This window comes from Streptomyces viridosporus (genome assembly GCF_002078235.1).
GTDB lineage: Bacteria > Actinomycetota > Actinomycetes > Streptomycetales > Streptomycetaceae > Streptomyces > Streptomyces viridosporus.
This window is the reverse complement of sequence record NZ_MSGP01000238.1, coordinates 1-25,005: the sequence shown is the minus strand read 5'-3', so window position 1 is coordinate 25,005 and position 25,005 is coordinate 1. Positions and strand designations below refer to the sequence as shown.

Below are 25,005 nucleotides of genomic sequence, written 5' to 3'. Positions count from 1 at the left end.
GACCCCCACGACCCCCACGACACGGAGCCGGACCCGGCCGTGCCCGTCCCGCCGCCCGCCGACGGGGCCGGGGAGGCCGGCCGATGACCCGCACCGTGCCGGGCCGCACCGATCACGTGGTCGTCGTGGGGGCCGGGCTGGCCGGGCTGTCGGCCGCCCTGCACCTGCTGGGCGCGGGCCGCCGCGTCACCGTCGTCGAACGGGACCCGCTGCCCGGAGGGCACGCCGGCCGCATGGAGCTGGACGGCTACCGGATCGACACCGGCCCCACCGTGCTGACCATGCCCGACCTGGCCGACGAGCCGTTCGCCGCCGTCGGCGACAGCCTGCGCGAGCGCGTGGACCTGATCCCGCTGCACCCGGCCTACCGGGCCCGTTTCGCCGACGGGAGCGCCCTCGACGTGCACACCGGTGCCGAGGCGATGGCCACCGAGGTCGAGCGCTTCGCCGGGGCCGCCGAGGCCGCGGGCTACCTGCGGCTGCGCGGCTGGCTGGAACGGCTCCACCGCGCCCAGATGCGCCGCTTCATCGACGCCAACTTCGACTCCCCCCTGGGCCTGCTGAACGCCGACCTCGCACGGTTGGCGGCGCTCGGCGGGTTCGGGCGGCTGGACGCGCGCATCGGGCGGTTCCTGCGGGACGAGCGGCTGCGCCGCGTCTTCTCCTTCCAGGCCCTCTACGCGGGCGTCCCGCCGGCCCGGGCCCTGGCCGCGTACGCCGTCATCGCCTACATGGACACCGTCGCCGGCGTGTACTTCCCGCGGGGCGGGATGCACGCGCTGCCGCGGGCCATGGCGGACGCCGCCGCCGACGCGGGCGCCGAACTGCGGTTCGACCACGAGGTGACCCGGCTGGAGCGCTCCGGCGGACGGATCACCGCCGTCGTCACCGACCGGGGCCGCGTCCCCTGCGACGCGGTCGTCCTCACCCCCGACCTGCCCGTCGCCTACCGGCTGCTCGGCCGCGCGCCACGGCGTCCGGTGCGGCTGCGGCACTCCCCGTCCGCGGTCGTGCTGCACCTGGGCACCGACCGGACCTGGCCGGACCTGGCGCACCACACCCTCTCCTTCGGCGCCGCCTGGCACGCCACCTTCGACGAGCTCACCCGCACCGGCCGGCTGATGAGCGACCCGTCGCTGCTCGTCACCCGGCCCACCGCCACCGACCCGTCCCTCGCCCCGCCGGGCCGCCATCTGCACTACGTCCTCGCCCCGTGCCCCAACACCGCCGTCGGGCCGGGCGCCGCCGAGTGGGCCGACCTCGCCCCCCGCTACCGGGACGGGCTGCTGCGCGAGCTCCAGCGGCGCGGCCTGGACGGCATCGCCTCCGCGATCGAGACGGAGTGCCTGGTCACCCCCGCCACCTGGCACGACCGGGGACACGCCGCCGGCACGCCGTTCTCGGCGGCCCACACCTTCGCCCAGACGGGTCCGTTCCGGCCCCGCAACCTGGTCCGCGGCACCGAGAACGCCGTCCTGGCCGGCTGCGGCACCACCCCCGGCGTCGGGGTGCCGACCGTGCTGCTGTCCGGGAAGCTGGCCGCGGCGCGGATCACCGGCGGACCGAAACGCCCCCGTACCTCACCCACCCGTACCCAGGAGGCCTCCGTATGACCGCTCGGGAACTCGACGCGGCGGGCGTCACCGATCCGGTGCTGCGCGAGGCCTACGACCGGTGCCGCCGGCTCAACGCCCGGCACGGCAGGACGTACTTCCTCGCCACCCGGCTCCTGCCCGTCGAACGCCGGCCGGCCGTGCACGCCCTGTACGGCTTCGCCCGCTGGGCCGACGACATCGTCGACGCGCTCGGCACCGGGGCCGGCGCCGCGCGCCGCGACGCCGAACTGTCCGCGCTCCAGCGGGAACTGGAGGAGGGCCTGCGGGACGGCGGCAGCGGCGAGCCGGTAGTGCGCGCCCTCGCCGACACGGCGCGCCGGTACGGCATCGACCCCGGCCACTTCGCCGACTTCATGGCCGCCATGCGCTCCGACCTGGTGGTCACCGACTACGCCACCTACGCGGACCTGCGCCGGTACATGCACGGTTCCGCGGCGGTGATCGGGCTGCAGATGCTGCCGGTCCTGGGCACGGTCGTGCCGCGCGAGGAGGCCGCGCCGCACGCGGCCGCCCTCGGGGTGGCCTTCCAGCTGACCAACTTCCTGCGCGACGTGGGCGAGGACCTGGACCGGGGACGCGTGTACCTGCCCGCGGACCTGCTCGCCGCGCACGGCGCCGACCGGCCGCTGCTGCAGTGGAGCCGGGACACCGGACGCCGCGACCGGCGGATCACCGCGGCGCTGAAGGAGTTCGAGGCGCTGACGCGGGGCGTGTACCGGGAGGCGGCGCCCGGACTCGGGATGCTCGACCCGGTCTCCCGCCCCTGCATCCGCACCGCGTTCGTGCTGTACGGCGGCATCCTGGACGCCGTGGCCCGGGACGGGTACGCGGTGGTCCACCGCCGTGCGGTGGTCCCCCGCCGGCGGCGTGCCGCGGTCGCCGCCGACGGGCTGGCCCGGGTGGTCGCCGCCCGGCTGCGCACCCGCGGCGCCGGCCGGCGCCCGGACGTCCCCCGGCTCGTCCCCTGCGACGGGCCGTACCTGCCGGTTCCCGAGGAGGTCGCGTGACCACCGGATCCACGGGCGGGCGCAGGCGCCTGCCCCTGTCCCTGCGCAGGCGCGCGGTGCCGTGGGAGCGGCAGCGCCCCACCTGGCGCGCGGCACGGCCCGCCGTGATCGCCGAGGCGCTGAAGCGGGCCCAGGCGCGCCCGTCGGGCAACTGGTACGTCGTGGGGGCCTCCCGCGACCTGCGCGGCGACCGCCCGCTGGCGCGCACCGTGGCGGGGCAGGAGGTGGTGGTCTGGCGGGACGCCGGCGGCCGTGCGGTCGCCGGACCCGGCGTCTGCCCCCACCTGGGGGCGCCCCTGCGGGACAGTCCCGTGCGCTGCGGCACCCTGGTGTGCCACTGGCACGGACTCGCCCTGGACGGCGGCCCCTTCGCGGGCTGGGAGCCGTTCCCGGCGCACGACGACGGCGTCCTGGCGTGGGTACGGCTGGACGCGGTGGGCGGCGAGGCGCCGCTGGACGCTCCGGTGGTGCCGCGGCGGCCCGCTCCGGCGCGGGCCCTGTCGTCCGTGTACACCGGGGTGGGGACCTGCGAGCCCGAGGACGTGGTGGCCAACCGCCTGGACCCCTGGCACGGGGCCTGGTTCCACCCCTACTCGTTCGTCGACCTCACGGTGGTCGGTTCGCCGGGCGGTCCGGACACGGACGGGGACGGGGACGCCTTCACCGTGGACGTGTCCTTCAAGGTCGCGGGACGGTTGGTGGTGCCGGTGCGGGCGGTGTTCACCGCGCCGGAACCGCGCACGGTCGTCATGCACATCACCGAGGGCGAAGGGGTGGGGTCCGTCGTCGAGACGCACGCCACTCCCCTGGGGCGGGACGACCGGGGACGGCCTCGCACGGCGGTCGTCGAAGCGGTGGTGGCGGCCTCCGAGCGCCCGGGGTTCGCCGTCGCGCGGGGTGCGGCTCCGCTGCTGCGTCCGCTGGTGCGGGCCGCGGCCGGACGGCTGTGGCGTGACGACCTGGCCTACGCCGAACGGCGCTGGGCGCTGCGCTCCACGGGGCGTTTCCCGGGCTGACCGCCGCGGGCGCCCGTCCGCGGTCAGGCGTCCTCGCGGGCGGACGCCCGGTCGGCCTCCCCTCCGGCACCCAGGGGCCCGGTGTACCGCAGGGGGTCCACGGCCTCCAGGCGGGGCAGCTCCCGGCGGGCCACCCGCAGCACGACGGGCGGCAGCGCGGCCCGTCCCGCCTGCGCCAGGCGCAGCCACCGGGGCACGTACACGGCCGTGCTCCGGCGTTCCACGGCCGTTCCGAGCCGGGCGGCGACCTCGTCCACCGGGTACACGCGCCGGGCCGGCGGCGGCATGTGGCCGCGCAGCTCCCGCAGGACCGGGTAGCGGTCCGCGTCGCGGATCATGTCGGTGTCGGTCCAGTTCAGGTAGCCGATGCCCACGGCCACGCCGTGGTGCGCGACTTCGGCGCGCAGGGAGTGGGTGAACGCCTCCACGCCCGCCTTGGAGGCGCAGTAGGCGCTCATCATCGGCGCGGCGCCGATCGAGGCCAGCGAGGCGATCTGGAGGTAGTAGCCCTTCGTCGCCAGCAGGTCCGGCAGGAAGGCGCGGGCCGTCGCCGCGCTGCCGGACAGGTTGACGTCGATGACGCGCCGCCACTGGACGGGGTCGGAGGTGGCGAACGGGCCGCCCTCGGCGACCCCCGCGTTGGCCACGACGGCGGAGGGGGTGCCCAGACGGGTCCGGACCAGCTCGGCGGCCCGGGCCAGGGCGGCCTCGTCGGTGACGTCGACCTCGTGGGCGAGGGCCGCCGTGGGCAGGTCGTCCGCCACCGCCTCCAGGCGCTCCCGCTCGTGGCCGAGCAGCGCCAGCCGGGCGCCGCGCCGGGACAGGTCGCGGGCCAGGGCCGCTCCGACGCCGCGTGCGGCGCCGGTCACCACGACGGTGCGACGGCGAAGTGGGCTGTCCTTCATCGGCCGTTCCCTTCGGGGTCAGTCCCGGTCGGGGCGGTTGCGCTCCTCGGCGCGGGTCCCGGTCTCCGGGGCGGTCTCGGGGCGGGCGGTGTGGTCGGGGTGGCCGACGGTGCGGCGGGCCTCCTTCATCTCGGCCTCGTAGAGGTGGTCCCGGCCCTCGGCCAGTTCCTCGACGGCGGCCCGTTCGAGTTCCCTGAACGGCTGGTAGTACGTGGCGTCGTAGGCCTCGACGATCTGGAACGTCCAGTGGCCGGGGATCACGTTGCGGCCCAGCACCTGGGTGCGCACCGTCTCGGCCCAGTCCGGGTGCCCGGCCTTGTGCAGCAGTTCGACCGCCCGGTCCAGTTCCAGGTCGGCGGTGCCGGTGAGCTGGTGGAAGCTGTAGAGGTGGCCCCGGGCGCGCTCGGTGGTCTCCAGCGCCTTCGACAGCGATCCGAGTGCCTCCACCATCTCGTCGCTGACGCCCTCGGGGCGCCGGTGGGCGTGGTCGGGGCCGTCGTCGTGTCGGGTCATCGTCTCGTCTCCGCCTGTGGTCGATGGTGTGGTCCCGCACCCGTCGGCGGGTGCGTCCCGGCCGGTGGTCCGTGCGACGGCCGTCCGCCCCGGCGCGCCGGTCATCCGCCGCCGGTCCGGTCGGCCGGGCCCGGCGTCCTGCGGCCGGTGCGGTCGCGGCGGGCCAGCAGCCGCTGCGCCCGGACCACGCCCGGGGCCCGGTGCCGGCGCAGCGCGGCACGCGCGGCGTTGGCGCCCGGTGCGCCGTGGACGCCGCCGCCCGGGTGGGCGCCGGCGGAGGCCAGGTACAGGCCCTTCACGGGTGTCTCCGGGCGCCCGGTGCCGGGGGTCGGGCGGAAGAACAGCTGCTGGTGGAGGGCCGCGGTGCCGCCGTTGATGGCGCCGCGGACCAGGTTCCGGTCGAGGGACTGGAGCGTCGGCGGGGCGAGGATGCGCCGGGCCCGGATCCGGGCCCGGAAACCGGGCGCGAAGCGTTCGACCTGACGCTCGACGCGGTCGGCCATGATCTCCTGTTCCTTGGCGCCCCAGGCTCCGGTGAGCCCCTCGTCGCCCGCGTCGCCGACGACGTCGTGGGGCACGTGGGTGTAGGCCCACGCGGACTCGGTGCCCTCGGCAGAGCGGGTCGGGTCCGAGGTCGTCATCTGGCCGAACAGGGAGAAGGGGCGGTCGGGGATCCGGCCCATGGCCAGTTGGGCCGCGAAGCGGGTGAGCTCGTCGATGCCGTCCGAGAGGTGGACCGTGCCGGCGCCCGCGGCCTGCTCGCACTGCCAGGGCACCGGGCCGTCGAGCGCCCAGTCCACCTTGAAGGTGGCGAAGTCCCACTGGAAACGCCGCAGGTCGGACAGCAACTGGGCGGGGAGGTGCCCGGGTTCGACGAGTTCGCCGTACAGGGCGGGCACGGCCACGTCCGCGAGCACCGCGCGGCCGGCCGCGACCGTCTCGCCGCCGGCCGTGCGCACTCCCACGGCCCGGCCGCCGCGCACGACGATCCGGTCGACCCGCTGCCCGCAGCGCAGCTCGCCGCCGCGCGCCCGCAGGCGGCGCACCAGGGCATCGGTGAGGGCGCCGGAGCCGCCGGCCGGGACGGGGAAGCCGTAGGTCTGGCCGAGCATCGACATCAGCCAGCCGAAACCGCCGCTGCCCGCGGCCTCCGGTGCCAGGTCGGCGTGGAGCGCGTTGCCGGCCAGCAGCAGTCCGCCGCCCTCCCCCCGGAACTCCTCCTCCGCCAGCCGGCGCACGGGCAGCACCAGGGTGCGCGCCGTGCGCAGTCCGCCCGTGCCGCGCAGCCGGACGGCCAGCCGGGCGGTGGAGCGGACCGGCGGGAACGGGGTGAACAGGGCGTCCAGGAGGTCCGGGCGCAGGCGCTGCCACATGTCGTGCAGCCGGCGCCAGGCGGCTCCGTCGCCCGGTGCGAAGGCCTCCAGGGAGTCGGCGGTGACGTCGACGCTGCGGTCGAGCACCGCGCACCTGCCGTCGCTCAGCGGGTGGGCGACGACGTGCGGGGCGTGGCTCCAGCGCAGCCCGTGGTCCTCCAGGCCCAGTCCGGCCACGACCGGGGAGGCGGCGGCGAGCGGGTAGAAGGAGCTGCACAGGTCGCTGACGAAACCGGGGTCGACGCCCCGGTCGTGGCGCACCGCGCCGCCGGGTTCGGGCTGCTCCTCCAGCACCCGGACGCTCCAGCCGGCGTCGGCCAGCAGGTTCGCCGCGACCAGCCCGTTGGGGCCGGCCCCGATCACCACGGCGTCAGGCACGGGCCCCTCCCGCACCGGGCTTCGGCGGCACGACCCCGCCCAGGGGGCGGCGTCGCTCCTCCTGCGCGGCCTCGGCCTCGCAGAGCTTCGTCAGCCGGGCGAGCATGGCGCGGTGGCGGACCTGGAGCAGGGCCTCCACCGCCATGTTGTGCATCCGGCCGCCCACTCCCCGCAGGGGGTGCTCGTCCACGACCACCAGGCAGTGGTCGCCCCAGGGCTTGACCTCGATGGCGATGCGGGCCGAGCCGAGCGGACCGGCCTTGGCCTCGAGCTCCAGGTCCCTGCCCGTCTCGCAGCGCCGGACGACCGTCTCGTTGGTCAGGGACAGAGGGCCGAAGCGCACCTCGTACCGGATCGCCGAGCCGACCTGCGGCCACTGTCCCCGCACCGGCTCCGACGATGAGGTGCCCACCACCCACTGCGCGTAGCGGGTGCCGTCCTCGAGGACGGACCAGACGGTCTGCGGGCTCGTTCTGATCAGATGGTTACGGACCGCCACTTAGTCCTCCCGTGTCCGACGGCGACCCCGGCACCCGGTGCCGGTCAGCTCTGAGTGCCCCTTGTGGGACGTGTCAAGCAGCGGTGGCGCCAGGAGGTGCGGGCCGGCGGTGCGGTGCCGGTGTCACGCCGGGTCGCGGGGCGGGGTCAGGGCCCAGCGGATGGTCGCGGTGACGGCGGTGCCCAGCGGACGGACGCACACGCCCTCGGCCGGGGGCACCCGGGGCAGCCACAGCGCGCGGGAGGCCCAGGTCGGCAGCAGGGACACGGCGTTGGCGGCGAGGACCCCGTACGGCAGCCGGGCGAGGAGCGGAACGGGCGGGTGGAACAGCAGGAAGCGGGCCGTGCCGCGCGCCTCGGGGGTCGCGCGCAGCTCGGCGCGGTAGGCGGTCAGCCGCTCGGCGAGTTCGGCGCGGTCGACCGGAGGATCGGGCACGCCGAGCGCGGTGGCGACGCGCGCCATGTCGGCGACGTACCCGTCGCAGCCCTCGTCGTCCAGGGGGCGGGCGCCGTAGCGCTGGTGGGCGCGCAGGAAGCAGTCGACCTCCGCCACGTGCACCCAGCACAGCAGACGGGGGTCGGCGGCCCGGTACTCCTCGCCGTCGGCGGTGGTGCCGCGCACCGTGTCGTGGACGGTCCGTACCCGGTCGACGGCCCGCTGGGCGTCCGTGGCGGTCCCGTAGGTGGTGACGGCCAGGAAGGCGCTGGTCCGCTGCAGGCGGCCCCAGGGGTCGCCGCGGAAGCCGGAGTGTCCGGCGACGGCGGCCATGGCCAACGGGTGGAGCGACTGGAGCAGCAGGGCCGCCAGTCCGCCGGTGAACATCGAGGCGTCCCCGTGCACCCTTCTGATCGGCCGCTCGGGTCCGAACCAGCGCGGGCCGGGGGTGCCGTGGATGCGCGCGCGGCGGGCGGGGCCGTCCGGCCCGGCCACCCGGGAGAAGATCGCGTGGCCGATGCGGCCGCGCAGCGCCGATTCGCCTTCGGTCAGGAGTCCCATGGCCGCTCCGCCCTCCTCACGTCCGCGACGACCGGTCGACGCGGCGCCCTACGGCTGCCTCTGCCCCGTCCCCCGTCCGGTACCGGTACCCAGGGCGGGCGGTTCGTCCACGTCACGGCCGCCACAGGCACGGCCCCGTGCGCTCAGGGGACGTCGCCCCGCCAGTCGAACACCCGGCCGTCCGTGCCGCGGGGCGCGTAGAACGCGCGTCCGCCCGCGCCGTAGCGGCCTATCTCGGTGGGCAGGCCGACGCCGTGTCTCAGTTCCGTGTCGCTGCGGTCGGTGACGTCCAGCAGGAGGCCGTCCAGCGGCCCGCCCGCCAGCTCCACGTACGCTCGCCCGTCGCGCGGCCCGGGGTCGTCGTGGTCCGCCCCGTAGACCCGGCCGCGCATGAACTCCAGTTCGTCCATGTCCGGCAGGATGGCATCCCCCACTGACAACCGGCCGGCCCTACGCGTCCGCCCCGCCGGTGCCCGCCGCCCAGGGCCGCCGTGCCGGGTCGGCGCTCCAGGCGAGCAGGTCGCCGCGGTCCACGCAGGTGATCCCGCACTGCTCGGCGTACTCCAGGGCCGGTGCGGTGAAGTCGCCGGTGGTGACGACGAGGGCGACGTCCGCCTCGTGGACGGTGAAGCAGGTGCCGCCGAACCGCTGCAGGTCCTGTGAACCGACCTTGTTGTCGTCGCCGTAGCGCTTGCACTGGATGACCAGGCGGTGGCCCCCGGGGGACAGCCCCACCACGTCGGCGCCCAGGTCACCGGCTCCGCCGACGACCCGCACGTCCGAGCAGCCGTCGCGCACGCACAGGGCCGCTATCGCCTCCTCGAACTCCTCGGGGCTCAGGGCGTCGTAGTCAAGGACACCGGAGATACCGGGGACGCCGGGCGCGTCGACCGCGGGGAGGGCGCCCTCCCCGTACGGTCCGGTGGGGGCCGGGGCGGCGGACGGGGCCGACGCGGGCGCGTCCAGGGCGTCGAGTGCCGTCGTCGTGCCCTGCTCCAGGGCCTCGCCGGCCCGGCGGGCGATCCTCGCCGCGGACAGCCTCCGTCGTCTGCGCCCGTGGGCCAGGACGACCGCGACGGCCACGCACAGCAGGACGACGCCCCACACCGGGCGCCGCTGCACGACCCCGGCCAGCGCGCGCACCGCGAGGCCCGCGGCGACCAGGGCCGCGGCGAGCAGGGCGAAGGACATGGCGGTCGCACGCAGGTCGAAGCGGCGCCCGCGGCTCAGCGGACGCGTACGGCGCTCGGACATGGTCACCGTGGTGGTTCCTCTCTGTGCGGTCGGCGCGAAGCGCGTCCCGGGGTCGCGGGACCCCGGGACGATCACTCACGCCGTCTGCCCGGGATCGGACCGTTCACCGGCGTGCCGCACACGGGGGCGGGGCCCCCGCTGCCGCGGGGGCCCCGCCCGGATGGGACATCACTGGGGCATCGCCCCTGCGCACGAGCCGTCAGTGCCGGAAGACGTCCTTCGTCTTCTCCTTCGCCTGCCGCGCGTCGCCCTTGGACTGCTCGGCCCGGCCCTCGGCCTCGAGCCGCTCGTTCCCGAGCACGCGACCGGCCGCTTCCTTGGCCTTGCCCTTGGCCTGTTCCGTCTTCGCCTTGGCCTTCTGGTCCTCAGCCACTCTGTTCACTCCCGACGATGTCCGTGTGCGTTTCCCGTCGTCGTTCGGGTGGCCCGCGGCGCGCTTCGCAAACCTGCGGCACCGGGGGGTGCGACCGGAACGGGCGTGCCAGGATGGGGAGAATGATCCGGACCGCATCGACGGGAAGGCGGACGGTGGACTGGCGGAACTTCGCTCAGCAGATGGCCTCCCTGGCCCGTGATCTCCTGGCCGAGCAGACGCTCGACGCCACCCTGGAGCAGATCACGGGATCGGCGGTGGAACTCGTCGAGGGCTGCGACGCCGCCGGGATCCTCGTCCTCAAGGGGAACCGGGTGAGTTCGCTGGCCCCCACCGATCAGCGCGTGATCGACAGCGACCGTCTCCAGGAGCGCCTGCAGGAGGGGCCCTGCTTCGAGGCGGCCCGGCCCGGCAACGACGAACGGGTCTTCCGCATCCCCGACCTCACCCGGCCCGCCGGACGCTGGCCGCGCTACGTGCCCGGCGCCCGGGAGCTGGGGATGGGCAGCATGATGGGGTTCCTGCTGTACACGCGGGAGGAGGAGCTGGGGGCCCTCAACATGTACGCGTACGAGCCCGGGGCGTTCACCGAGGACAGCGAGACGGCCGGGTGGCTGCTGGCGTCCCATGCGGCGGTCGCCTTCTCCAGCGCCCTGAACGACGCCCAGCTGCAGGAGGCCATCGCCACCCGGCACATGATCGGCGAGGCGATGGGCATCCTGATGGGGCGCCACCGCATCACCGAGGACCAGGCCTTCGAGATCCTGCGCACCCAGTCGCAGCGCACGAACACCAAGCTGCGCGACGTGGCCCGCCGGATCTGCGAGACCGGCACCGCGGAGCGGTGAGCGCGGCCCACCCGGACGGGCGCCCGCGCGACGCGGGCGCCCCGGCGTTCCCGGCGGGCGCGCTCAGCTCCCGTCGGTCCAGGAGTGGGCGACGTCGATCACGATGCGGTCCTGGAGTTCCAGGACCCGGAAGGGCAGGCGTGCGCGCACTCCGAGGCCGACCTGGGTCTCGCCCTCGAAGCTGCCGGCGAACCGGGCGTCCCTGAAGGTGCGGTACCCGGTGAGGTCCACGCCCGGCAGGGGGTGTCCGGCCCGCGCGGGGTAGGTGGGCTCACCGGTCTCGGGGGCGTAGGCGGGCGCGGCCACCCGCACCTCCAGCACGGCACCGCCGGCGACGGGAACGGGACGACCCGATCCGTCCTGGTACAGACGGTCGACGTACCGGACGGAGTAGCCGAGGCGGTCGGCGCCGGGCAGGTCCACGACCATCCGGTCGTGGCAGTCGTGGCGGCCGGTCCTGATGTCGCGCACCGGCGTGGCCGTGGCGTCGCCGTCGGTCTTGGCCTGGCTCCCCCAGCCGGTGGGGCACGCCGCGGCGCGGGCGGCGGCGGCCGGGACCGCCGCCGTGCCCAGCACGGTGCCGACGAGCACGACTGCCGCACAGATCGTTCTGGTTCGCATCATTTCTGCCCCCTGGGCTCGCATCGTTCTGGTATCGGGTGAGACGACCGGGTTCGCCCGAAGGTTGCGCTGTTCCCGTCGGGTCCTCGCGCGGCGGGGACGGCCGGGGCGACGGCCGGCCGCGGGAGGCGGGCGCATCCGCCGCGCCGGAGCGGCCCGCATGGCACATCCTGGTGGGAAGCGAACGATGTCCCGTGCGTCCGCACCGGGAGGACGCGAGATGGATGAGTCAGCCGCCGTACCGCGCGGAGAGCGGCCGGCGGACGTGCTCGGCCGGGGCGCGCAAGGGGACCGGACCGGGGGCGCGGCACGGATCGAGGACGCGCTCGCGGGGCCCGTGGTGGCGGCGGTCGAGGACCTCGGGGGGTACGGCGGACTGGTGTACCTGCGCTCGCGCGACCGGCGCTCGCTGGTGCTCTGCGTGGTGACCGGCGTCCCGCGGGCGCTGCTGACGTCCTGGTGGCGGGTGCCGGTGAGCGGCGCGATGCCGGTGGCGGAGGTGTACCGCGCGGAGGAGGGCCTGTGGCTGCCGGACGAGCGGGCGACGATGCTGCGCTTCCCGCAGTTCACCGCCGCGCTGCCGTATCCGTTCGCCTCGGCCTACTGCCCCGTGCGGGTCGACGGTGAGCCCGTGGGCGTCCTGGCCGTGCTGCGTTCGGCCGCCCGGGAGCCGGTGGGCGAGCAGGCGGTGCGGGCCGCGCTGGACGCCGCCGCGCGGGACATGGAGGAGCGCCTGACCGAGTTCGCCCGCCGGGTGCCCGGCCGGACGGGCCCGGACGCCGTCGCGTACGGGATCGAGTACGACGACCAGCCGGTCGGCGTGCGGCTGCCCACACCGCCGGTCCCGGCCCTCAGGGTCGGCATGGTCGAGTGGGACCTGGACGGCGACCGGTGGACCGGGGACGACGACGCGCTGAGCCTGCTGGGCGTCGCCCCGGAGGACTTCGGCGGCACCACGGCGGAGGTCGAGTCCCGGGTGAGTCCGGACGACCTGCACGAACTGCGGGCGAGCCGCCGGGAGGCGGCGGCCACCGGCCAGGTCAGGTCCCGGCACTTCAGGGTGCTGGACGAACCCGACGAGGACGGGCGGATCCGCTACCGGCCGATCGAGCTGTGGGGGCACGTCGTGCCGTCGAGGGAAGCCACCCGGCTGCTGGTGGGCGCCCTCGTGGACGTGGCCGGCGGGGTCACCGCGGCCGAGGCCGCCGAGCGGCTGCCCGACGGGCTGTTCTCCCTGGACCAGGACGGCCGGATCGTCTACGCCAACCGCCGCTGCCAGGAACTGCTGAACTGCGAGCTGGAGCACCTGCTCGGCCACCACCCGTGGGACGCGCTCCCCTGGCTCCGCGACCCGGCCTACGAGGACCGCTACCGGGCGGCGATGCTGTCGCAGGAGCCGGTGTCGTACCTGGCGCACGCCCCGGACGGCGCCTGGCTGGGATTCGTGCTCTATCCCGGTGCGCACGGGCTGACCGGCCGCGTCTTCCGCACCAGCGCGCCCGTCGACGCCCAGTCCGCGTCGCCGGGCCGGTACGCCGGGACCGCCGTGGCCGCGCCGTCGGAGCCGGTCGCCACGGCCCGTGCGGGAGCCCTCTACCACGTCGTGCAGATGGCCAGCGCGCTCACCGAGGCCGTCACCGTCAGGGACGTGTGCCGGGCCGTCGCCGAACAGCTGCTGCCCGCGTTCGGCGCCCGGGAGATCGCCCTGTACACGGTCCGTGACAACCGGATGTACCTGCTGTGGGAGTCCGGCTACCCGGAAGGGTTCCTCGACGCGTTCGACGGGGTGCCCCTCGACCGGGACCTGCCCGGTGTGCACGCCCTGACCGCACGGCTTCCGCTCTTCTTCGAGTCGCCCGAGGAACTGGCCGACGCCTATCCCGGGATCCTTCTCGACCGGAGGGGCGCCTGGGCGTTCCTGCCGCTGATCGCCTCCGGCCATCCGGTCGGCTCGTGCATCCTCGGCTGGAACGCGCCGCACCGGTTCACTCCCGAGGAGCGCAGCGCGCTGACCGCGCTGGGCGGGCTGGCCGCCCAGGCGATGGAGCGGGCCCGCATGTACGACGCCGAGTCCACCGTCGCGCGCGGGCTGCAGGAGGCGCTGCTGCCGCACCGGCTGCCCGTCATCGAGGGGCTGCTCACCACCGGCCGCTACCTGCCCGGCACCCAGGGCATGGCCATCGGCGGCGACTGGTACGACGTGATCAGGACGGAGCGCGGTGTGGCGCTGGTGATCGGCGACGTCGAGGGGCACAGCGTCGGCGCCGCGGCCGTCATGGGGCAACTGCGCAGCGCGGTGCACGCCTTCGCCGCCAGCGGCCGGCCGCCGCAGGAGGTCATCGCCCACACCAACCGGCTGCTGGCCGAGCTGGAGGCGGAGGTCTTCGCCACCTGCTGCTACATCGAGCTGGACCCGCGCACCGGCCGCGCCCTGGCGGCCCGGGCGGGCCACCCCCCGCCGCTGCTGCGCCACCCGGACGGCCGCGTCGAGACCCTGGACCTGGCCGGCGGCGTGCTGCTCGGGGTGCACCCCGGCGCGGCCTATCCCGTCACGGCGCTCACCCTGTCGCCCGGCAGCGTCCTCGCGCTGTACACCGACGGGCTCGTCGAGATGCCCGGCAGCGACATCGAGACGGGCATCCGGGCGGTCCGCCGGTGTCTGGCCGACAGCCGCACCGACTCGGTGGAGCAGCTCGCCGACCGGCTGGTCAGGACCGCCCGCCGGACCGAGGACCGGCCGGACGACGTGGCGCTGCTGCTCACCGCGTTCCGCGGGGAGGGCGGGCGCTGACGGCGGTGCCGCGGACGGCCCCGCCCGTCGGCGCCCGCCGGTCAGGCCCGGCGTCCGGCCCGGTCGGCCGTGGCCGGTGGTCGCCCTTCGGCGGGCGCGCCCGTGGCGCGCAGCAGGAGGACGGTGACGTCGTCGGCGTACTGGGCGCCGCGGCTCGCGGAGCGCAGCAGACGGTCGACGAGGCGGTCCGGGGCCGGGTCGCCGCCGCCGGCCAGGCGGTCGGCGAGGCGCCGGGTGGTCCGGGTGGCGTCGGTGCCGGGGGTCTCCACCAGGCCGTCGGTGTACAGGACGAGGACGGCGCCCGGGGGCAGCTCCACGGTGGTGACCGGGTAGCGGGCGCGCAGGTCGATGCCGAGGAGCGGTCCCGGCTCGACGTCCAGCACCTCGGCCCGGCCGGGGGCGTGACGCAGCAGCGGCGGCACGTGTCCCGCGCTGGCCAGGGTCACCCGACGGCGTGCCAGGTCGACGTGGGCGAGCAGGCAGGACGCCAGCAGTTCGGAGTCCAGGTCCGCCAGCAGGCGGTTGGTGCGGGCCAGGATCTCGTCCGGTGCCGCGCCGGCGGTCGCGTGCGCGTGGACGGCGGTGCGGAGCTGGCCGGTGAGCGCGGCCGCGGTGACGCTGTGTCCCTCCACGTCCCCGATGACGACGGCCGCGGACGTGTCGTCGAGGCGCAGGACGTCGTAGAAGTCGCCGCCGATGTCGAGGCCGTGGCCGGCGGGCAGGTAGCGCGCGGCGACGTCGAGGCCGGGCAGGGAGGGCAGGGCGCGAGGCAGCAGGGCCCGCTGCAGTTCGTGGACCAGACGGTGCTGGGTGTCGTACAGGCGGGCGCGGTCCAGGGCCTGGGCGATCAGGCCGGCCAGGGAGGTCAGGACGGCGCGCTCGTCGGCGGTGAAGGCGTGCGGCCGGTCGTACGCCAGGACGCAGCAGCCCACCGGCCGACCCGAGACGACCAGGGGGAGGAAGGCCCAGGCCTCCTTGTCGCTCAGCAGGGGCGCCTCCGGGTAGCGGACGGCCATCTCGGCCCGGTCGGCGAAGAAGGCGGGGGTGGCGCCGGCCAGGACGGCGCCCGCGGGGGTGAGGTGCGTGTCCAGGGCCAGGGCGTCGAGCCGTTCCACGACCTCGGCGTCGTAGCCGTGATGGCCGGTGATCTTCAGGCGTCCCGCGTCGGCGACGGACAGCACCAGGCCCTGGGCCCCGAAGGCGGGCAGGATCTGGTGCGCGGTCAGCTCGACGAGGTCCCGCACGGTCACCGTCTCGGTGAGCGCGGCGGCCAGGTGGACCAGCTGGTAGAGGCGTCCCGCGGGGGCCGGTGAGGGGCGCCGCACGGCGGAGGCCGGATCCTCGCCCAGGGGGTGCTCCGCGCGGGGGGTGATCCGGACGCTGATGCCGCTGGTGTCGGGGTAGAGCTCGAAGACCAGCCACTGGTCCGGCGGGCGGCGGGCGAGGAAGGCCACCGGCGAGCGGCTGATCAGCGCCGTGCGGTAGTGGTCCTCGTGGACGGGGTCGTCCAGCCAGGTGAGGGCCTCCCAGGGACGGGTGCCGAGAAGCCGTTCCGCGCCGCGGCCGAGCAGCCGGGCGGCGGCGGCGCTGAGGTGGGTGATCCGGCCCTCCAGGTCGAGGGACACGGCGCCCTCGGGCAGGCGTTCCAGGTAGTCGGAGGCGGCCAGGTTCATCTGCGCGGGACGGGGCGCGGCGCCCGGCGGGACGAACCGCGGCCGGTCGGGCAGGGTCGGCGGCCGGTCGGCGTCGTCCAGGAGGCGCGCGAGGTGGCGGGCGCCGGTGGTGAGGGCGTGCCGTTCGCGGGCGGTCAACCGTCCCGGGCGGTCGGCGGGCCACATCAGGGTGAGGCCGCCCCAGCAGCGGCGCACCCCGGTGACCGGGATCGCGGCCAGCGCGAACGGGTAGGGCAGCACGGCGGCGGTCCGGGGATACTGCCGGGCCAGCTCGTCCTGGCCGCCGATCCAGACGAGCCGGTCCTCGCGCAGGGCGTCGGCGACGGGCACCGGGCTGTCCGGGGGCAGACGCTGCCAGGGGGTGAAGAACTCCACCGGCAGGCCGCACAGCCACACCATGTGCAGCATGCCGGTGGCCTCCTCGCGCAGGTAGAGCCCGCCGGCCGAGGCCCCGGTGCCCCGCACGGTGTCGGCCAGGGACGCGCCCAGGGCCTCGTCCAGCGACGCGGCGCCCGGAAGTGGCTCGCTGATCCCGGACATGGTGTCCTCCGGTCCGGTGACGGGAGGGCTGCCCGCCCGCCAGAGGGGCTGCGTACGCCCCTGGTGGAACAGCAGGGACGTACGCCGCTCCTACCCCGGACGCCGCGTCTGACGCACCGCGCGGGCACATCGCCCTCACGGCTTTCGCGCACCGGGGCGGCCCCGGCGGCCCCCGTCGCGCGGCGGCGCGCGACCGAGGTCCTCCGGGCGACGTCCGGCCGTCCTTCTCCGGTGCGCCCGCCCGCGACGCCTTCCGCCCCGATTGGTCCTGCACGGCGGGGTGGAAGTGGTCCTCGAAGCGGGCCGCCGCGCTCCCTAGCGTCGGTGCCATGAACGCCGCCACCACGCGCGGGGCCCTGCTCGCCGCGCTCGCCTGCGTCCTCGTCGGAGGATCCTTCACCGCCAACAGCGTCCTGGGCGACTACCCGTACGCGGGCGGCCAGTTCCTGCGCTACGGACTGGCCTGCCTGCTGCTCCTGCCCCTGGCCCGGAAGGGGGCGGTGGCCGCGCTGCGGTCGCTCACGCCCCGGCTGTGGGGCCGCCTCGCGCTGCTCGCGGCGGTCGGCATGGTCGGGTTCAACCTGGCCGTCCTCGCCGCGGAACGGACCGCGGAACCGGCGGTGCCCGGCGTCTTCGTGGGCTGCGCGCCCGTGGTGGTCGCCGTCCTCGTCCCCCTGGCGGACGGCCGCCGGCCGCAGCGGGCGGTCCTGTACGGGGCGTCGGCGGTGGCCGTCGGCGCGTTCACGGTGCAGGGCTGGGGGCGCACGGACGGAGCGGGCATCGCCTTCTCCGTGTGCGCGCTGGCCGGCGAGGTGGGGTTCGCCGTGCTGGCCGTGCCGGTGCTGCGGCCCCTGGGACCCCGGCTGCTGTCCGCCACGGTGTGCGGGGTCGCCGCGGTCGAGTCGGCGGCGGCCGGGGTCCTGCTCGACGGGTCCGCCTGGCTGCGCCGTCCGGACACGGTCGAGACGGCGGCGCTGCTGTGGCAGGCGGTGGTGGTGACCGTCGTCGGGTTCGTGTGCTGGTACATGGGCATGCAGCGGATCGGCGCCGAGCGCGCCACCCTGTTCTCCGGCCTCATCCCGGTGGCGGCCGCCTGCACCGCGCCGCTCGTCGGCACCGGGTCCTACGGTCCGGCGCAGGCGGTGGGCAGTGCCCTGGTCGGCGCCGGGGTCGCCCTGGGGTCCGGTGTCCTCGGCACGCTCGCGCGCCCGCGCCTCACCCGCGCCCCGCACAGGCCCCGGCGGCCGGCTCCCTGCGTGCCGGACCGGGGCGGCAGGGCGTCCGACGCCGTCGTCGACGACGCCCCGAGCCGGTGAGGCGCCCCCTTCCACGGATCCGGGACGCCGGGGTGATCCCTTGTCCCTGTCATGGGTGATCCCTTGTCCCTGTCATGGAGGAGAGGCCGGGAACGGCTCGGCCGGGCAGCGGGGGCCGCCCATGCCTCCCAGACGCGTCGACGCGGGGACGGAGGGAAAGCCGGGAGCGGGAGCGCTGCGCCGGCTGGGCACGTGGTGGGCACCGCGGTGGCCGGACAAGGTCGTGCCCCACATCGACGCGGAGGGGGAAGGGTACGCCGTGGCTCCCGGACCGTACTCCGCCGTGGCGGACGGGACGCGGGAAAACCGGGGCGGCAGGCCCCCTGAGGGGACCTGCCGCCTCGGGTGGCGCTGAGGGTCAGGCCCCGCGCCGCACGCTCCGCAGGACGAAGAATCCGAAGATCACCAGCACTCCGCCGAGCGCGGCCGGCCAGAGCTGGGCCCCGGTCTCGGCCAGGCTGCCGGTCCCGGCCTGTGCCTCGGTCCTGTCCTCGGTCCCGAGCTCCGGGAGGCTGCCGGGCACTTCGGCGGCCTGAGCCGCCTGACCGGCGTCGTCCTTGCCGCCCTTGCCGCCGTCCTGGTTTCCGGCGCCGGCGTCCTTGCCGCCCTCGGCCGGGAGCGAGGCCTTGACGTCGGGCTGCTCGGGCCGGGCGGTGCCGCCGCCCGCGGGCTCCTCGGCGGCCGGGGTCCCGGCCGGGTCCTTCGACGGCTGCTCCTGTCCGCCGTCACCCTGGTCGCCACCGTTGCCGGGCTTGTCCCCGCCGTTGCCCTGGTCGCCGTCGCCGCCCTGGTTCCCGTCGCCGCCCCGGCCCGGGTCGTCGGGCGTGGCCGTGGGCTCCTCCGGCTGCTGGGGCTCCTCGCCCTGCCCGCCGTCACCGTCGCCACCGTTGCCGCCGTCACCGTCGCCGCCGCCGGCGCCGGAACCGCAGGTGCGGCCCTCGTTGATGCAGTCGACCATTTCGTCCATCAGGTCCTCGTCGAAGACGTTGATGAAGTCGCCGTGGTCCGTGATCGGCTTGTGCAGCTGCTCCGGGAAGGAGTCCACCGCGAACAGCGGTGTCGTCTTTCCACCGTCCTCGAGGCTCGGCGCGTCGACGTCGTAGACGATGCGCTGCACCAGCTGCGGCACGGGCTCGAAGCCGGCCGGGCAGTTGCCCTCGGCGTCCACGAACGCCATGTGGGTGCGGTGGTTGGCGCTGTCGGTGTTGCGTCCGTCCCAGCAGCTCTGGAAGTTGAACGTGCGCACCACGTCACTGCCCTGCGGGCACAGCGGGTACTTGTCCTTCAGCTGCCGGTCCTCGAACCCGGTGCAGCTCCAGGAGGCGTTGGCGTTGGCCGGGCCGTTGACGAACGACTTGGCGTCGCCGGTGATGATGCGCAGCAACCGGGGCATGGCGGTGACCTCGCCCTGCGGGTTGCCCACGAAGGTCAGCGTGACCTCCTTGGGCGTGACGATCTCACCGACGTTGCCCTCGATGCCGCCGCCCGGGGAGTTGGCGTCCTGCTCCTGGGTCCCGTTCTGCAGGCGCAGCACGGGCCAGTAGTACGAGGACCTGTCGCCCTGGTCCACGCAGCTCGTCTCCGCCCGCGCCAGTTCCTCGTCGCTGGAGAAGGCGTTGGTGGCCTGGTTGCCGATGTAGTCGTGGAAGTGGTGGGCGCCGTTGGCGACACCCGGGGCGGCGATCACGTTGTCCGAGTTGAACAGGCCGTTCTCGTTGACACCGCATTCGCTGGTGAAGGTGCCGCGGGAGGCGTTCGCCGTCTGCTTCGGCGCGGAGACGTTGGGCTGGACGCTCTCGATGTCGACGTAGTCGCCGGCGACGGGCCCGTTGCCGGCCTGGCCGCCGTTGCCGCCGCCCTGGTCCTGACCCTGCTGGTCCTGGCCGTCGCCTCCGTCGCCCGCCTGCTCGCCCTCGTTGCCGTCGCCCTCCTGGCCGGCGTCCGGCCGGGCGGGGGCGTTACCGGACTCGCGCACGGCGCAGGCGGCGAGTTCCTCGAGGCCCTCGGGCCGGTCGCCCACCCGGTCGATGGCGGTCACGATGCGGGCAAGAGTCGCGGAACGCTTCTCCTCGAGCGGCCCGGCTATCGCGTTCTCCGCGAATCCCGGGTCCTGCCGAAGGGCTTCGGCCGACTCCCCGAGCCGCTTGTAGGCATCGGCGATCTGCGCGTCCAGCGCGGCGAGTTCCTTGTCGACCTCCGGCCGCGCCTCCTGCGGCACCGACGTCAACCGGATGGCCACGTCCGGGCAGTCGATGGTGGCGCCCGAGAGGACCTGGGCGTCGCCCGACCCGCCGTCCTCCGACGCGGACGCGTAGACGTTGGCCGCCATCATCCCGCCTCCGCCCAGGATCAGGGCGAAGGCTGCGAGCGTCGCGCGCTGTTTGGGGCGTCTGCGTGTGTTGCGTGCCAAGACGGTACTCCTACGCTTCTGTCGCGGGGGGTGGGCAGGGGATTCCCACGCCCCATACGCAGGGGGACCGCCGTTCGTTCAACCACCGCGCGGATTCCTGGCGGATTTTCAGGAACCGGGGGCCGGTCCGGAGCGCCGTTCCCCGCCGAACGGCGCGCGTCCGGCGGGGACTTCGGGACGAGACCAGCTTAACGGCCGCTTTCTCAGCGGAAGTTCACGTCACTGCACAGGAAGTACGTCTGGTCCATGTGCGAGGCCTGCCAGATCGTGTAGACGACGTGCCGACCGCTGCGCCCGGAGGTGCTCACCGGAATCGAGTAGTTCTGGCTGGGGGCGTACGCGCCGGTGCGGGCCACCAGTTGCAGGTCGTTCCAGGTCAGCGGCTGGGTGGCGGGGTTGAATCCCTGCCGGGTGACGTAGACCAGGAGGTAGTCCGCGCCGTGGCCGGCCTGGTCGTGGAGCTTGACGGTGAAGTTGCTGCCCACGTCCGTGGTCTTCCAGGGGCCCACCGCGTCCATGGAGTTGTAGCGCCCGCTCTCGGTGCGCCCGCCGCTGCACAGCTGGCCGTCGGGGACGACGGCCCGGAAGTTGCCGCCGGAGCCGTCACGGTAGAGGCCGTTCCAGTTCCACATGGCGTTGGGGTTGTGCTGCCAGGCCTGCCAGCACATGGGGTCCTGCTGGGCCATGGCCGGGTTCTGGAAGTCGCTTCCCCAGCGCTGCCAGCAACCGTAGTTGCGGGACGCCGGGTCGACCACCGAGCCGTGGGCGACGGCGGTGCCGCTCCAGGGGATCAGACAGAGCAGCGCCGCGACGACGACGCTCAGGGCGAGCGTCAGCCGGGACCGGGCGGCCGATAAGGCATGACCATGCCAAGTCATGATGACCTTCTCTCCGATGTGGGGGGGTGGGTGATCGGGTCACGAGAGATATGGGAGCGCTCCCAGAGCACAGGCTGCGCCTCCTGGGACGGAGGCGGTAGCGCCCGTTCACGCCACTTTCGCCCGGGCCGTGGCGTGTTCGATGCATTCGACGGCGATGCCCGCCCGCCGGAACCGACCGGGGCCGACCGGAACCGTCCGGGGCCGACCCATGGAGCCGACCGGGGCCGGCCGGGATCGCGGGACCGGCCCCTCAGAGCCGTTCGGCGTCCCGCGTCGTGCGCCCGAGGCAGACGACGGAATCGTCCAGCGGCACGTCGATCTCGTGGAAGCCCACGCGGTCGTAGAAGATCCTGGCGGGCCGGTTGGCGGCCACCATGACGAGGTGGACGGACGGCACCCCCCGGTCCCGCAGGGCCGTGAGGAAGGTCCGCATCAGCCGCCTGCCGTACCCGCGCCCCTGCCACTCGGACAGCAGGTCGATGTGCAGGTGCGCCGGGTAGGCGGCCAGCTCCGGGACGACCATCCGCTCGGGGTGGTGCAGCAGCCGGGCCATCGCCTCGTCCGGGGTGCCCGGCGTTCCGGACGGCTCGGGGTGGCGGTCGGCGACCAGGGGCAGCCATGCGGTACGGAAGGCCTCGGCGAACCGGGGGGTGTCGGCGGTGCCCAGGACGTAACCGACCGCCCGGCCCCGCCCGTCGTCCAGGACGAAGGCCAGCTCCGGCTCGAGGTGGACGTAGGGAGCCGCGAAGATGACGGGGAGGATGCCGGGGTCGCGGTAGAAGGGACGGCTGTCCCCGCCGTTGTGCGCGGTGCGGACGCAGACGTCGTCGAGAGCCGGCCGGTCGTCGGGACGGTACGGGCGAATCGCGGGAGCCACGGTCATGCCCCGGATCCTGCCCGACATGGGAGCGCTCCCAAAACCCTTGCGGGGACGGGACCCGGCCCGCGCCCGTGGCTTAACGCGCCGCTCCCTGGTTACCCGACGGCCATGAAGCTGCATATCCCGGGGCGGAACGGCCGGACCTCCGGCGAGTCCGCGAAGAACGAGCACGGTCCGGAGTCCCGGTCCGAGCGTGCGGCACAGGAGCCCGGACCGGGCGACGAGGTGGAGCGGGCGGCACCGGACACGCCTACCAAACTGCCGAAGGGGGCGTGGGGCGCGGCGCTGAAGGGCAGTCTGCGCGAGTTCAAGGACGACGAGCTGACCGACCGGGCCGCCGCGCTCACGTACTACGGCGTGCTGTCGCTCTTCCCGGCGCTGCTGGTCCTGGTGTCGCTGCTGGGCGTCGTCGGCAAGTCGGCCACGGACAACGTGCTGGAGAGCCTCCAGCAGCTCGCCCCCGGGGCGGTCCGCGACATCATCACCCGGGCGGTCGAACAGCTGGAGGGCAGCGCGGGCGTCGGCTCGGTCGTGGCGGTCGTCGGTCTGGTCCTGGCCGTGTGGTCGGCCTCCGGTTACGTGGCGGCGTTCATCCGCTCGGCGAACGCGGTCTACGACATGCCCGAGGGGCGCCCGATCTGGAAGGTGCTGCCGGTGCGGGTCGGCATGACCGTGGTGCTGATGGTGCTGGCCGTGATCAGTTCGCTCATCGTGGTCTTCACCGGTGGGCTCGCCCGCCGGGCGGGCGACGCGCTCGGCCTGGGCGACACCGCGGTGACCGTGTGGTCCATCGCCAAGTGGCCGGTGCTGGTCGTCCTGGTGACGATCATGATCGCGCTGCTGTACTGGGCGGCCCCGAACACCAAGATCCGGGGGTTCCGCTGGATCACCCCGGGCAGCCTCCTGGCCCTGGTGATCTGGCTGATCGCCTCCGCCGGGTTCGCGTTCTACGTGGCCAACTTCGCCTCGTACAACAAGACGTACGGCACGATGGCCGGTGTCATCGTGTTCCTGGTCTGGCTGTGGATCACCAACCTGGCGATCCTGCTGGGACTGGAGTTCGACGCGGAGATCGCCCGGCAGCGGGCCATCGCCGGCGGGCATCCGCCCGAGGCCGAGCCGTACACCCGGCCGCGGGACACCCAGGCGTGGGACGAGCAGGACCGGCGCCGGGTGGACGAGGCCTGAGGGCCCTCGCGCGTGCTCACTCCATCAGGCCGGCGGCGAGCGTGGCGCCCAGTTCCCAGCACCGCTCGACGTCGGCCTTCCCCGGTGCGCCGGTGACCTCCACGGGGTCCGCGACGCGGCGCCAGCCGAGGCCCGTGGTGATCGCCTCGACGCCCCGCACCGCCCCGGTGACGTCGTTCCCGCCGTGCACGTAGAAACCGAAGGGCCGGCCGCGGGTGGTGTCCAGGCACGGGTAGTAGATCTGGTCGAAGAAGTGCTTGAGCGCGCCCGACATGTAGCCGAGGTTGGCCGGGGTGCCGAGGAGGCAGCCGTCGGCCTCCAGGACGTCGGTGGCGGTGGCGGACAGGGCCGCCCGCCGCACCACCCGGACGCCCTCGATCTCCGGAGCCGTGGCACCGGAGAGGACCGCTTCGAACATCTCCTGGCAGTGGGGCGAGGGCGTGTGGTGGACGATCAGCAGAGTCGGCACCCCCCGACCCTGCCGTGCCGGTCCCCGTGCCCGCAAGCCGGGCCGGGGGCCGCGTTCCGTTGTGGCCGCGGGACCGGGATGGCACGATGCCCCGCATCGGTACACGGAGGACGGGGGTGCGTCTTGGCCGACGAGGGTCGCAGGCCACCGGCAGCGGTGGTGTTCGATGCGCTGGGCAGCGAGTACGAGAAGGCGTTCGCCTCCTCGGCGGCCCACCGGGCGTCGCTGGAGTGGCTGCTGGAACGACTGGAGCCCGGCAGCGAGGTGCTGGACGTAGGCTGCGGGACGGGGCGTCCCACGGCCGCCGTGCTCGCCGCGGCCGGTCACCGGGTGCTGGGGGTCGACGTGTCGCCGGTGATGGTGGAGATTGCCTCCCGGCAGGTGCCCGAGGCCGAGTTCCGGTGCGCCGACGTCCGCGGGATGCCGCTCGGGGACGAGACGTTCGACGCGGTCTGCGTGTACTTCGCGCTGCTCCAGATGTCCCGGGCGGAGCAGTCCGCGCTCGTTCGCCGACTGGCCCGGGCGCTGCGGCCGGGCGGACTCCTCGTGCTGGCCACCGTGCCGCTGGACGTCGAGGACTTCGACGGCGCGTTCATGGGGCAGCCCGTGCGGGTCACCAGCTTCGCCGCCCAGGACGTCACCGCCCTGGTGCGCGGGGCGGGGCTGGCGGTGCTGTCGGAGGAGAGCGTGCTGTTCACCCCGTCCCACCCCGACGCCCGGCCGGAGCCCCAGCTCTTCCTGTACTGCCGCCGCGGGGGGACGGAGCCCGCCGGCTGACGCGGAGCGGGAGGGGCCGGCCGGTGTGCCGCGGTCACCATGATTGTTCCGCCGCGGAGGCGGTACCCGTGCCCCGTCCCCATCGGAAAGCGAGGTACCCGGTTCATGTCGCAGGTAGAGGAATCGATCAAGGTCGACGTCCCCGTCCGCACCGCCTACAACCAGTGGACCCAGTTCGAGAGTTTCCCGGAGTTCATGGACGGCGTCGAGCGCATCGAGCAGCGCACCGACACGCTCACCCACTGGGTGACGAGGATCGGGGGCGTGCGGCGGGAGTTCGACGCCCGGATCACCGAGCAGGTCCCGGACGAGCGCGTCGCCTGGACCACCGTGGACGGTGAGGCGAAGCAGGCAGGCGTCGTCACGTTCCACCGTCTCGGGGACACCTCCACCAAGGTGATGCTCCAGATGGACTTCGACCCCGAGGGACTGGCCGAGAGCGTGGGCGACAAGCTCGGCCTCGTCAAGCGGCAGGCCGTCGGGGACCTGAAGCGGTTCAAGGAGTTCATCGAGCGGCGGGGCCTGGAGTCGGGCTCCTGGCGGGGCGAGGTCTGACCGCCCGGCCCCCGTGACGCACGCAGCAGTTCCGCCACGTGCGGGCTGGTCAGCGAGTAGTACACGGCGGATCCCTCTTTGCGGGCGACCACCAGGTTCGCCCGCAAAGAGGGATCCGCCGTGTAC

General features: G+C 74.9%; 23 protein-coding genes. 9 read left to right on the top strand and 14 right to left on the bottom strand.

Going from position 1 to position 25,005, the window contains the following annotated elements; translation table 11 throughout:
* Positions 1 to 83: 83 nt before the first annotated feature.
* The 3 genes from B7L92_RS17680 to B7L92_RS17670 are packed head-to-tail and all read left to right on the top strand — an operon-like array spanning position 84 to position 3,639.
* The gene (locus B7L92_RS17680) at positions 84 to 1,613 is read left to right on the top strand and encodes a phytoene desaturase (protein ID WP_081238561.1); all 1,530 of its coding nucleotides are present in this window, start codon (positions 84 to 86) and stop codon (positions 1,611 to 1,613) included.
* Entirely contained in the window at positions 1,610 to 2,623 is a 1,014-nt protein-coding gene (locus B7L92_RS17675) for a phytoene/squalene synthase family protein (protein WP_081238560.1), read from the top strand. Before B7L92_RS17680 ends, B7L92_RS17675 begins: the two co-directional genes overlap by 4 nt.
* Positions 2,620 to 3,639, top strand: a complete 1,020-nt coding sequence (locus B7L92_RS17670) for a Rieske (2Fe-2S) protein (protein ID WP_081238559.1) — start codon at positions 2,620 to 2,622, stop codon at positions 3,637 to 3,639. Before B7L92_RS17675 ends, B7L92_RS17670 begins: the two co-directional genes overlap by 4 nt.
* A gap of 23 nt (positions 3,640 to 3,662) precedes the next feature.
* On the opposite strand, the gene B7L92_RS17665 is transcribed toward B7L92_RS17670, so the two are convergent.
* From B7L92_RS17665 to B7L92_RS17630, 8 genes are all read right to left on the bottom strand, one after another.
* Complete coding sequence (locus B7L92_RS17665; RefSeq protein WP_081238558.1) at positions 3,663 to 4,544, bottom strand: SDR family oxidoreductase; 882 nt, start codon at positions 4,542 to 4,544, stop codon at positions 3,663 to 3,665.
* Between the two features lie 18 nt (positions 4,545 to 4,562).
* Positions 4,563 to 5,057: a hypothetical protein gene (locus B7L92_RS17660; protein ID WP_081238557.1), complete on the bottom strand. Its 495-nt coding sequence runs from the start codon at positions 5,055 to 5,057 to the stop codon at positions 4,563 to 4,565.
* 101 nt (positions 5,058 to 5,158) lie between these two features.
* Positions 5,159 to 6,808, bottom strand: a complete 1,650-nt coding sequence (locus tag B7L92_RS17655) for a phytoene desaturase family protein (RefSeq protein WP_081238563.1) — start codon at positions 6,806 to 6,808, stop codon at positions 5,159 to 5,161.
* Entirely contained in the window at positions 6,801 to 7,307 is a 507-nt protein-coding gene (locus B7L92_RS17650) for an SRPBCC family protein (protein ID WP_081238556.1), read from the bottom strand. Before B7L92_RS17650 ends, B7L92_RS17655 begins: the two co-directional genes overlap by 8 nt.
* A gap of 123 nt (positions 7,308 to 7,430) precedes the next feature.
* Complete coding sequence (locus tag B7L92_RS17645; protein WP_081238555.1) at positions 7,431 to 8,303, bottom strand: oxygenase MpaB family protein; 873 nt, start codon at positions 8,301 to 8,303, stop codon at positions 7,431 to 7,433.
* A 143-nt stretch (positions 8,304 to 8,446) separates the two neighbouring features.
* The gene (locus B7L92_RS17640; RefSeq protein ID WP_081238554.1) at positions 8,447 to 8,713 is read right to left on the bottom strand and encodes a hypothetical protein; all 267 of its coding nucleotides are present in this window, start codon (positions 8,711 to 8,713) and stop codon (positions 8,447 to 8,449) included.
* A 40-nt stretch (positions 8,714 to 8,753) separates the two neighbouring features.
* The gene (locus B7L92_RS17635) at positions 8,754 to 9,563 is read right to left on the bottom strand and encodes a restriction endonuclease (RefSeq protein ID WP_081238553.1); all 810 of its coding nucleotides are present in this window, start codon (positions 9,561 to 9,563) and stop codon (positions 8,754 to 8,756) included.
* A 193-nt stretch (positions 9,564 to 9,756) separates the two neighbouring features.
* The gene (locus B7L92_RS17630; RefSeq protein ID WP_016827619.1) at positions 9,757 to 9,930 is read right to left on the bottom strand and encodes a CsbD family protein; all 174 of its coding nucleotides are present in this window, start codon (positions 9,928 to 9,930) and stop codon (positions 9,757 to 9,759) included.
* 122 nt (positions 9,931 to 10,052) lie between these two features.
* Between B7L92_RS17630 and B7L92_RS17625 the strand changes: the two genes are divergently transcribed.
* On the top strand, positions 10,053 to 10,778 hold the full coding sequence (locus B7L92_RS17625; RefSeq protein ID WP_081238552.1) for a GAF and ANTAR domain-containing protein: 726 nt from the start codon (positions 10,053 to 10,055) through the stop codon (positions 10,776 to 10,778).
* A gap of 63 nt (positions 10,779 to 10,841) precedes the next feature.
* Here the strand turns inward: B7L92_RS17625 and B7L92_RS17620 are convergent, their stop codons facing one another.
* The gene (locus B7L92_RS17620; protein WP_174703978.1) at positions 10,842 to 11,402 is read right to left on the bottom strand and encodes an AMIN-like domain-containing (lipo)protein; all 561 of its coding nucleotides are present in this window, start codon (positions 11,400 to 11,402) and stop codon (positions 10,842 to 10,844) included.
* A gap of 217 nt (positions 11,403 to 11,619) precedes the next feature.
* Between B7L92_RS17620 and B7L92_RS17615 the strand changes: the two genes are divergently transcribed.
* Complete coding sequence (locus B7L92_RS17615; protein WP_255311021.1) at positions 11,620 to 14,190, top strand: SpoIIE family protein phosphatase; 2,571 nt, start codon at positions 11,620 to 11,622, stop codon at positions 14,188 to 14,190.
* Positions 14,191 to 14,231: 41 nt separating this feature from the next.
* Here the strand turns inward: B7L92_RS17615 and B7L92_RS17610 are convergent, their stop codons facing one another.
* Positions 14,232 to 16,403, bottom strand: a complete 2,172-nt coding sequence (locus B7L92_RS17610) for a PP2C family protein-serine/threonine phosphatase (RefSeq protein ID WP_081238549.1) — start codon at positions 16,401 to 16,403, stop codon at positions 14,232 to 14,234.
* A 329-nt stretch (positions 16,404 to 16,732) separates the two neighbouring features.
* Between B7L92_RS17610 and B7L92_RS17605 the strand changes: the two genes are divergently transcribed.
* Positions 16,733 to 17,719 (top strand): EamA family transporter, encoded by a 987-nt coding sequence (locus B7L92_RS17605; RefSeq protein WP_081238548.1) that lies wholly within the window; start codon positions 16,733 to 16,735, stop codon positions 17,717 to 17,719.
* Positions 17,720 to 18,077: 358 nt separating this feature from the next.
* Here B7L92_RS17605 and B7L92_RS17600 read toward each other — a convergent pair whose 3' ends face one another.
* The 3 genes from B7L92_RS17600 to B7L92_RS17590 all read right to left on the bottom strand — a co-directional run bounded on the left by B7L92_RS17600 (position 18,078) and on the right by B7L92_RS17590 (position 21,893).
* Entirely contained in the window at positions 18,078 to 20,051 is a 1,974-nt protein-coding gene (locus tag B7L92_RS17600; protein ID WP_107501516.1) for a DUF1996 domain-containing protein, read from the bottom strand.
* A 281-nt stretch (positions 20,052 to 20,332) separates the two neighbouring features.
* Complete coding sequence (locus tag B7L92_RS17595) at positions 20,333 to 21,007, bottom strand: lytic polysaccharide monooxygenase auxiliary activity family 9 protein (RefSeq protein WP_081238547.1); 675 nt, start codon at positions 21,005 to 21,007, stop codon at positions 20,333 to 20,335.
* Positions 21,008 to 21,260: 253 nt separating this feature from the next.
* Positions 21,261 to 21,893, bottom strand: a complete 633-nt coding sequence (locus B7L92_RS17590; RefSeq protein WP_081238546.1) for a GNAT family N-acetyltransferase — start codon at positions 21,891 to 21,893, stop codon at positions 21,261 to 21,263.
* 105 nt (positions 21,894 to 21,998) lie between these two features.
* On the opposite strand from B7L92_RS17590, the gene B7L92_RS17585 reads away from it, so the two are divergent.
* Positions 21,999 to 23,078 carry a YihY/virulence factor BrkB family protein gene (locus B7L92_RS17585; RefSeq protein ID WP_081238545.1) on the top strand — a complete coding sequence of 360 codons (1,080 nt, stop codon included), beginning with the start codon at positions 21,999 to 22,001 and terminating at the stop codon, positions 23,076 to 23,078.
* Between the two features lie 16 nt (positions 23,079 to 23,094).
* On the opposite strand, the gene B7L92_RS17580 is transcribed toward B7L92_RS17585, so the two are convergent.
* Positions 23,095 to 23,547: a flavodoxin family protein gene (locus B7L92_RS17580; protein WP_081238544.1), complete on the bottom strand. Its 453-nt coding sequence runs from the start codon at positions 23,545 to 23,547 to the stop codon at positions 23,095 to 23,097.
* Between the two features lie 78 nt (positions 23,548 to 23,625).
* On the opposite strand from B7L92_RS17580, the gene B7L92_RS17575 reads away from it, so the two are divergent.
* The gene (locus B7L92_RS17575; RefSeq protein WP_081238543.1) at positions 23,626 to 24,324 is read left to right on the top strand and encodes a class I SAM-dependent methyltransferase; all 699 of its coding nucleotides are present in this window, start codon (positions 23,626 to 23,628) and stop codon (positions 24,322 to 24,324) included.
* A 105-nt stretch (positions 24,325 to 24,429) separates the two neighbouring features.
* On the top strand, positions 24,430 to 24,879 hold the full coding sequence (locus B7L92_RS17570; protein WP_081238542.1) for an SRPBCC family protein: 450 nt from the start codon (positions 24,430 to 24,432) through the stop codon (positions 24,877 to 24,879).
* Positions 24,880 to 25,005 lie beyond the last annotated feature (126 nt).

Bases quoted from the DNA above. Each gene is read 5' to 3' on its own strand.
- B7L92_RS17600 (WP_107501516.1), bottom strand. From the start codon at position 20,051: ATGATGGCGGCCAACGTCTACGCGTCCGCGTCGGAGGACGGCGGGTCG.
- B7L92_RS17620 (WP_174703978.1), bottom strand. From the start codon at position 11,402: ATGATGCGAACCAGAACGATCTGTGCGGCAGTCGTGCTCGTCGGCACC.
- B7L92_RS17605 (WP_081238548.1), top strand. From the start codon at position 16,733: ATGAACGCCGCCACCACGCGCGGGGCCCTGCTCGCCGCGCTCGCCTGC.
- B7L92_RS17640 (WP_081238554.1), bottom strand. From the start codon at position 8,713: ATGGACGAACTGGAGTTCATGCGCGGCCGGGTCTACGGGGCGGACCAC.
- B7L92_RS17610 (WP_081238549.1), bottom strand. From the start codon at position 16,403: ATGTCCGGGATCAGCGAGCCACTTCCGGGCGCCGCGTCGCTGGACGAG.
- B7L92_RS17680 (WP_081238561.1), top strand. From the start codon at position 84: ATGACCCGCACCGTGCCGGGCCGCACCGATCACGTGGTCGTCGTGGGG.
- B7L92_RS17665 (WP_081238558.1), bottom strand. From the start codon at position 4,544: ATGAAGGACAGCCCACTTCGCCGTCGCACCGTCGTGGTGACCGGCGCC.
- B7L92_RS17675 (WP_081238560.1), top strand. From the start codon at position 1,610: ATGACCGCTCGGGAACTCGACGCGGCGGGCGTCACCGATCCGGTGCTG.
- B7L92_RS17625 (WP_081238552.1), top strand. From the start codon at position 10,053: ATGATCCGGACCGCATCGACGGGAAGGCGGACGGTGGACTGGCGGAAC.
- B7L92_RS17590 (WP_081238546.1), bottom strand. From the start codon at position 21,893: ATGACCGTGGCTCCCGCGATTCGCCCGTACCGTCCCGACGACCGGCCG.
- B7L92_RS17575 (WP_081238543.1), top strand. From the start codon at position 23,626: ATGGCACGATGCCCCGCATCGGTACACGGAGGACGGGGGTGCGTCTTG.
- B7L92_RS17615 (WP_255311021.1), top strand. From the start codon at position 11,620: ATGGATGAGTCAGCCGCCGTACCGCGCGGAGAGCGGCCGGCGGACGTG.
- B7L92_RS17660 (WP_081238557.1), bottom strand. From the start codon at position 5,057: ATGACCCGACACGACGACGGCCCCGACCACGCCCACCGGCGCCCCGAG.
- B7L92_RS17645 (WP_081238555.1), bottom strand. From the start codon at position 8,303: ATGGGACTCCTGACCGAAGGCGAATCGGCGCTGCGCGGCCGCATCGGC.
- B7L92_RS17585 (WP_081238545.1), top strand. From the start codon at position 21,999: ATGAAGCTGCATATCCCGGGGCGGAACGGCCGGACCTCCGGCGAGTCC.
- B7L92_RS17595 (WP_081238547.1), bottom strand. From the start codon at position 21,007: ATGACTTGGCATGGTCATGCCTTATCGGCCGCCCGGTCCCGGCTGACG.
- B7L92_RS17570 (WP_081238542.1), top strand. From the start codon at position 24,430: ATGTCGCAGGTAGAGGAATCGATCAAGGTCGACGTCCCCGTCCGCACC.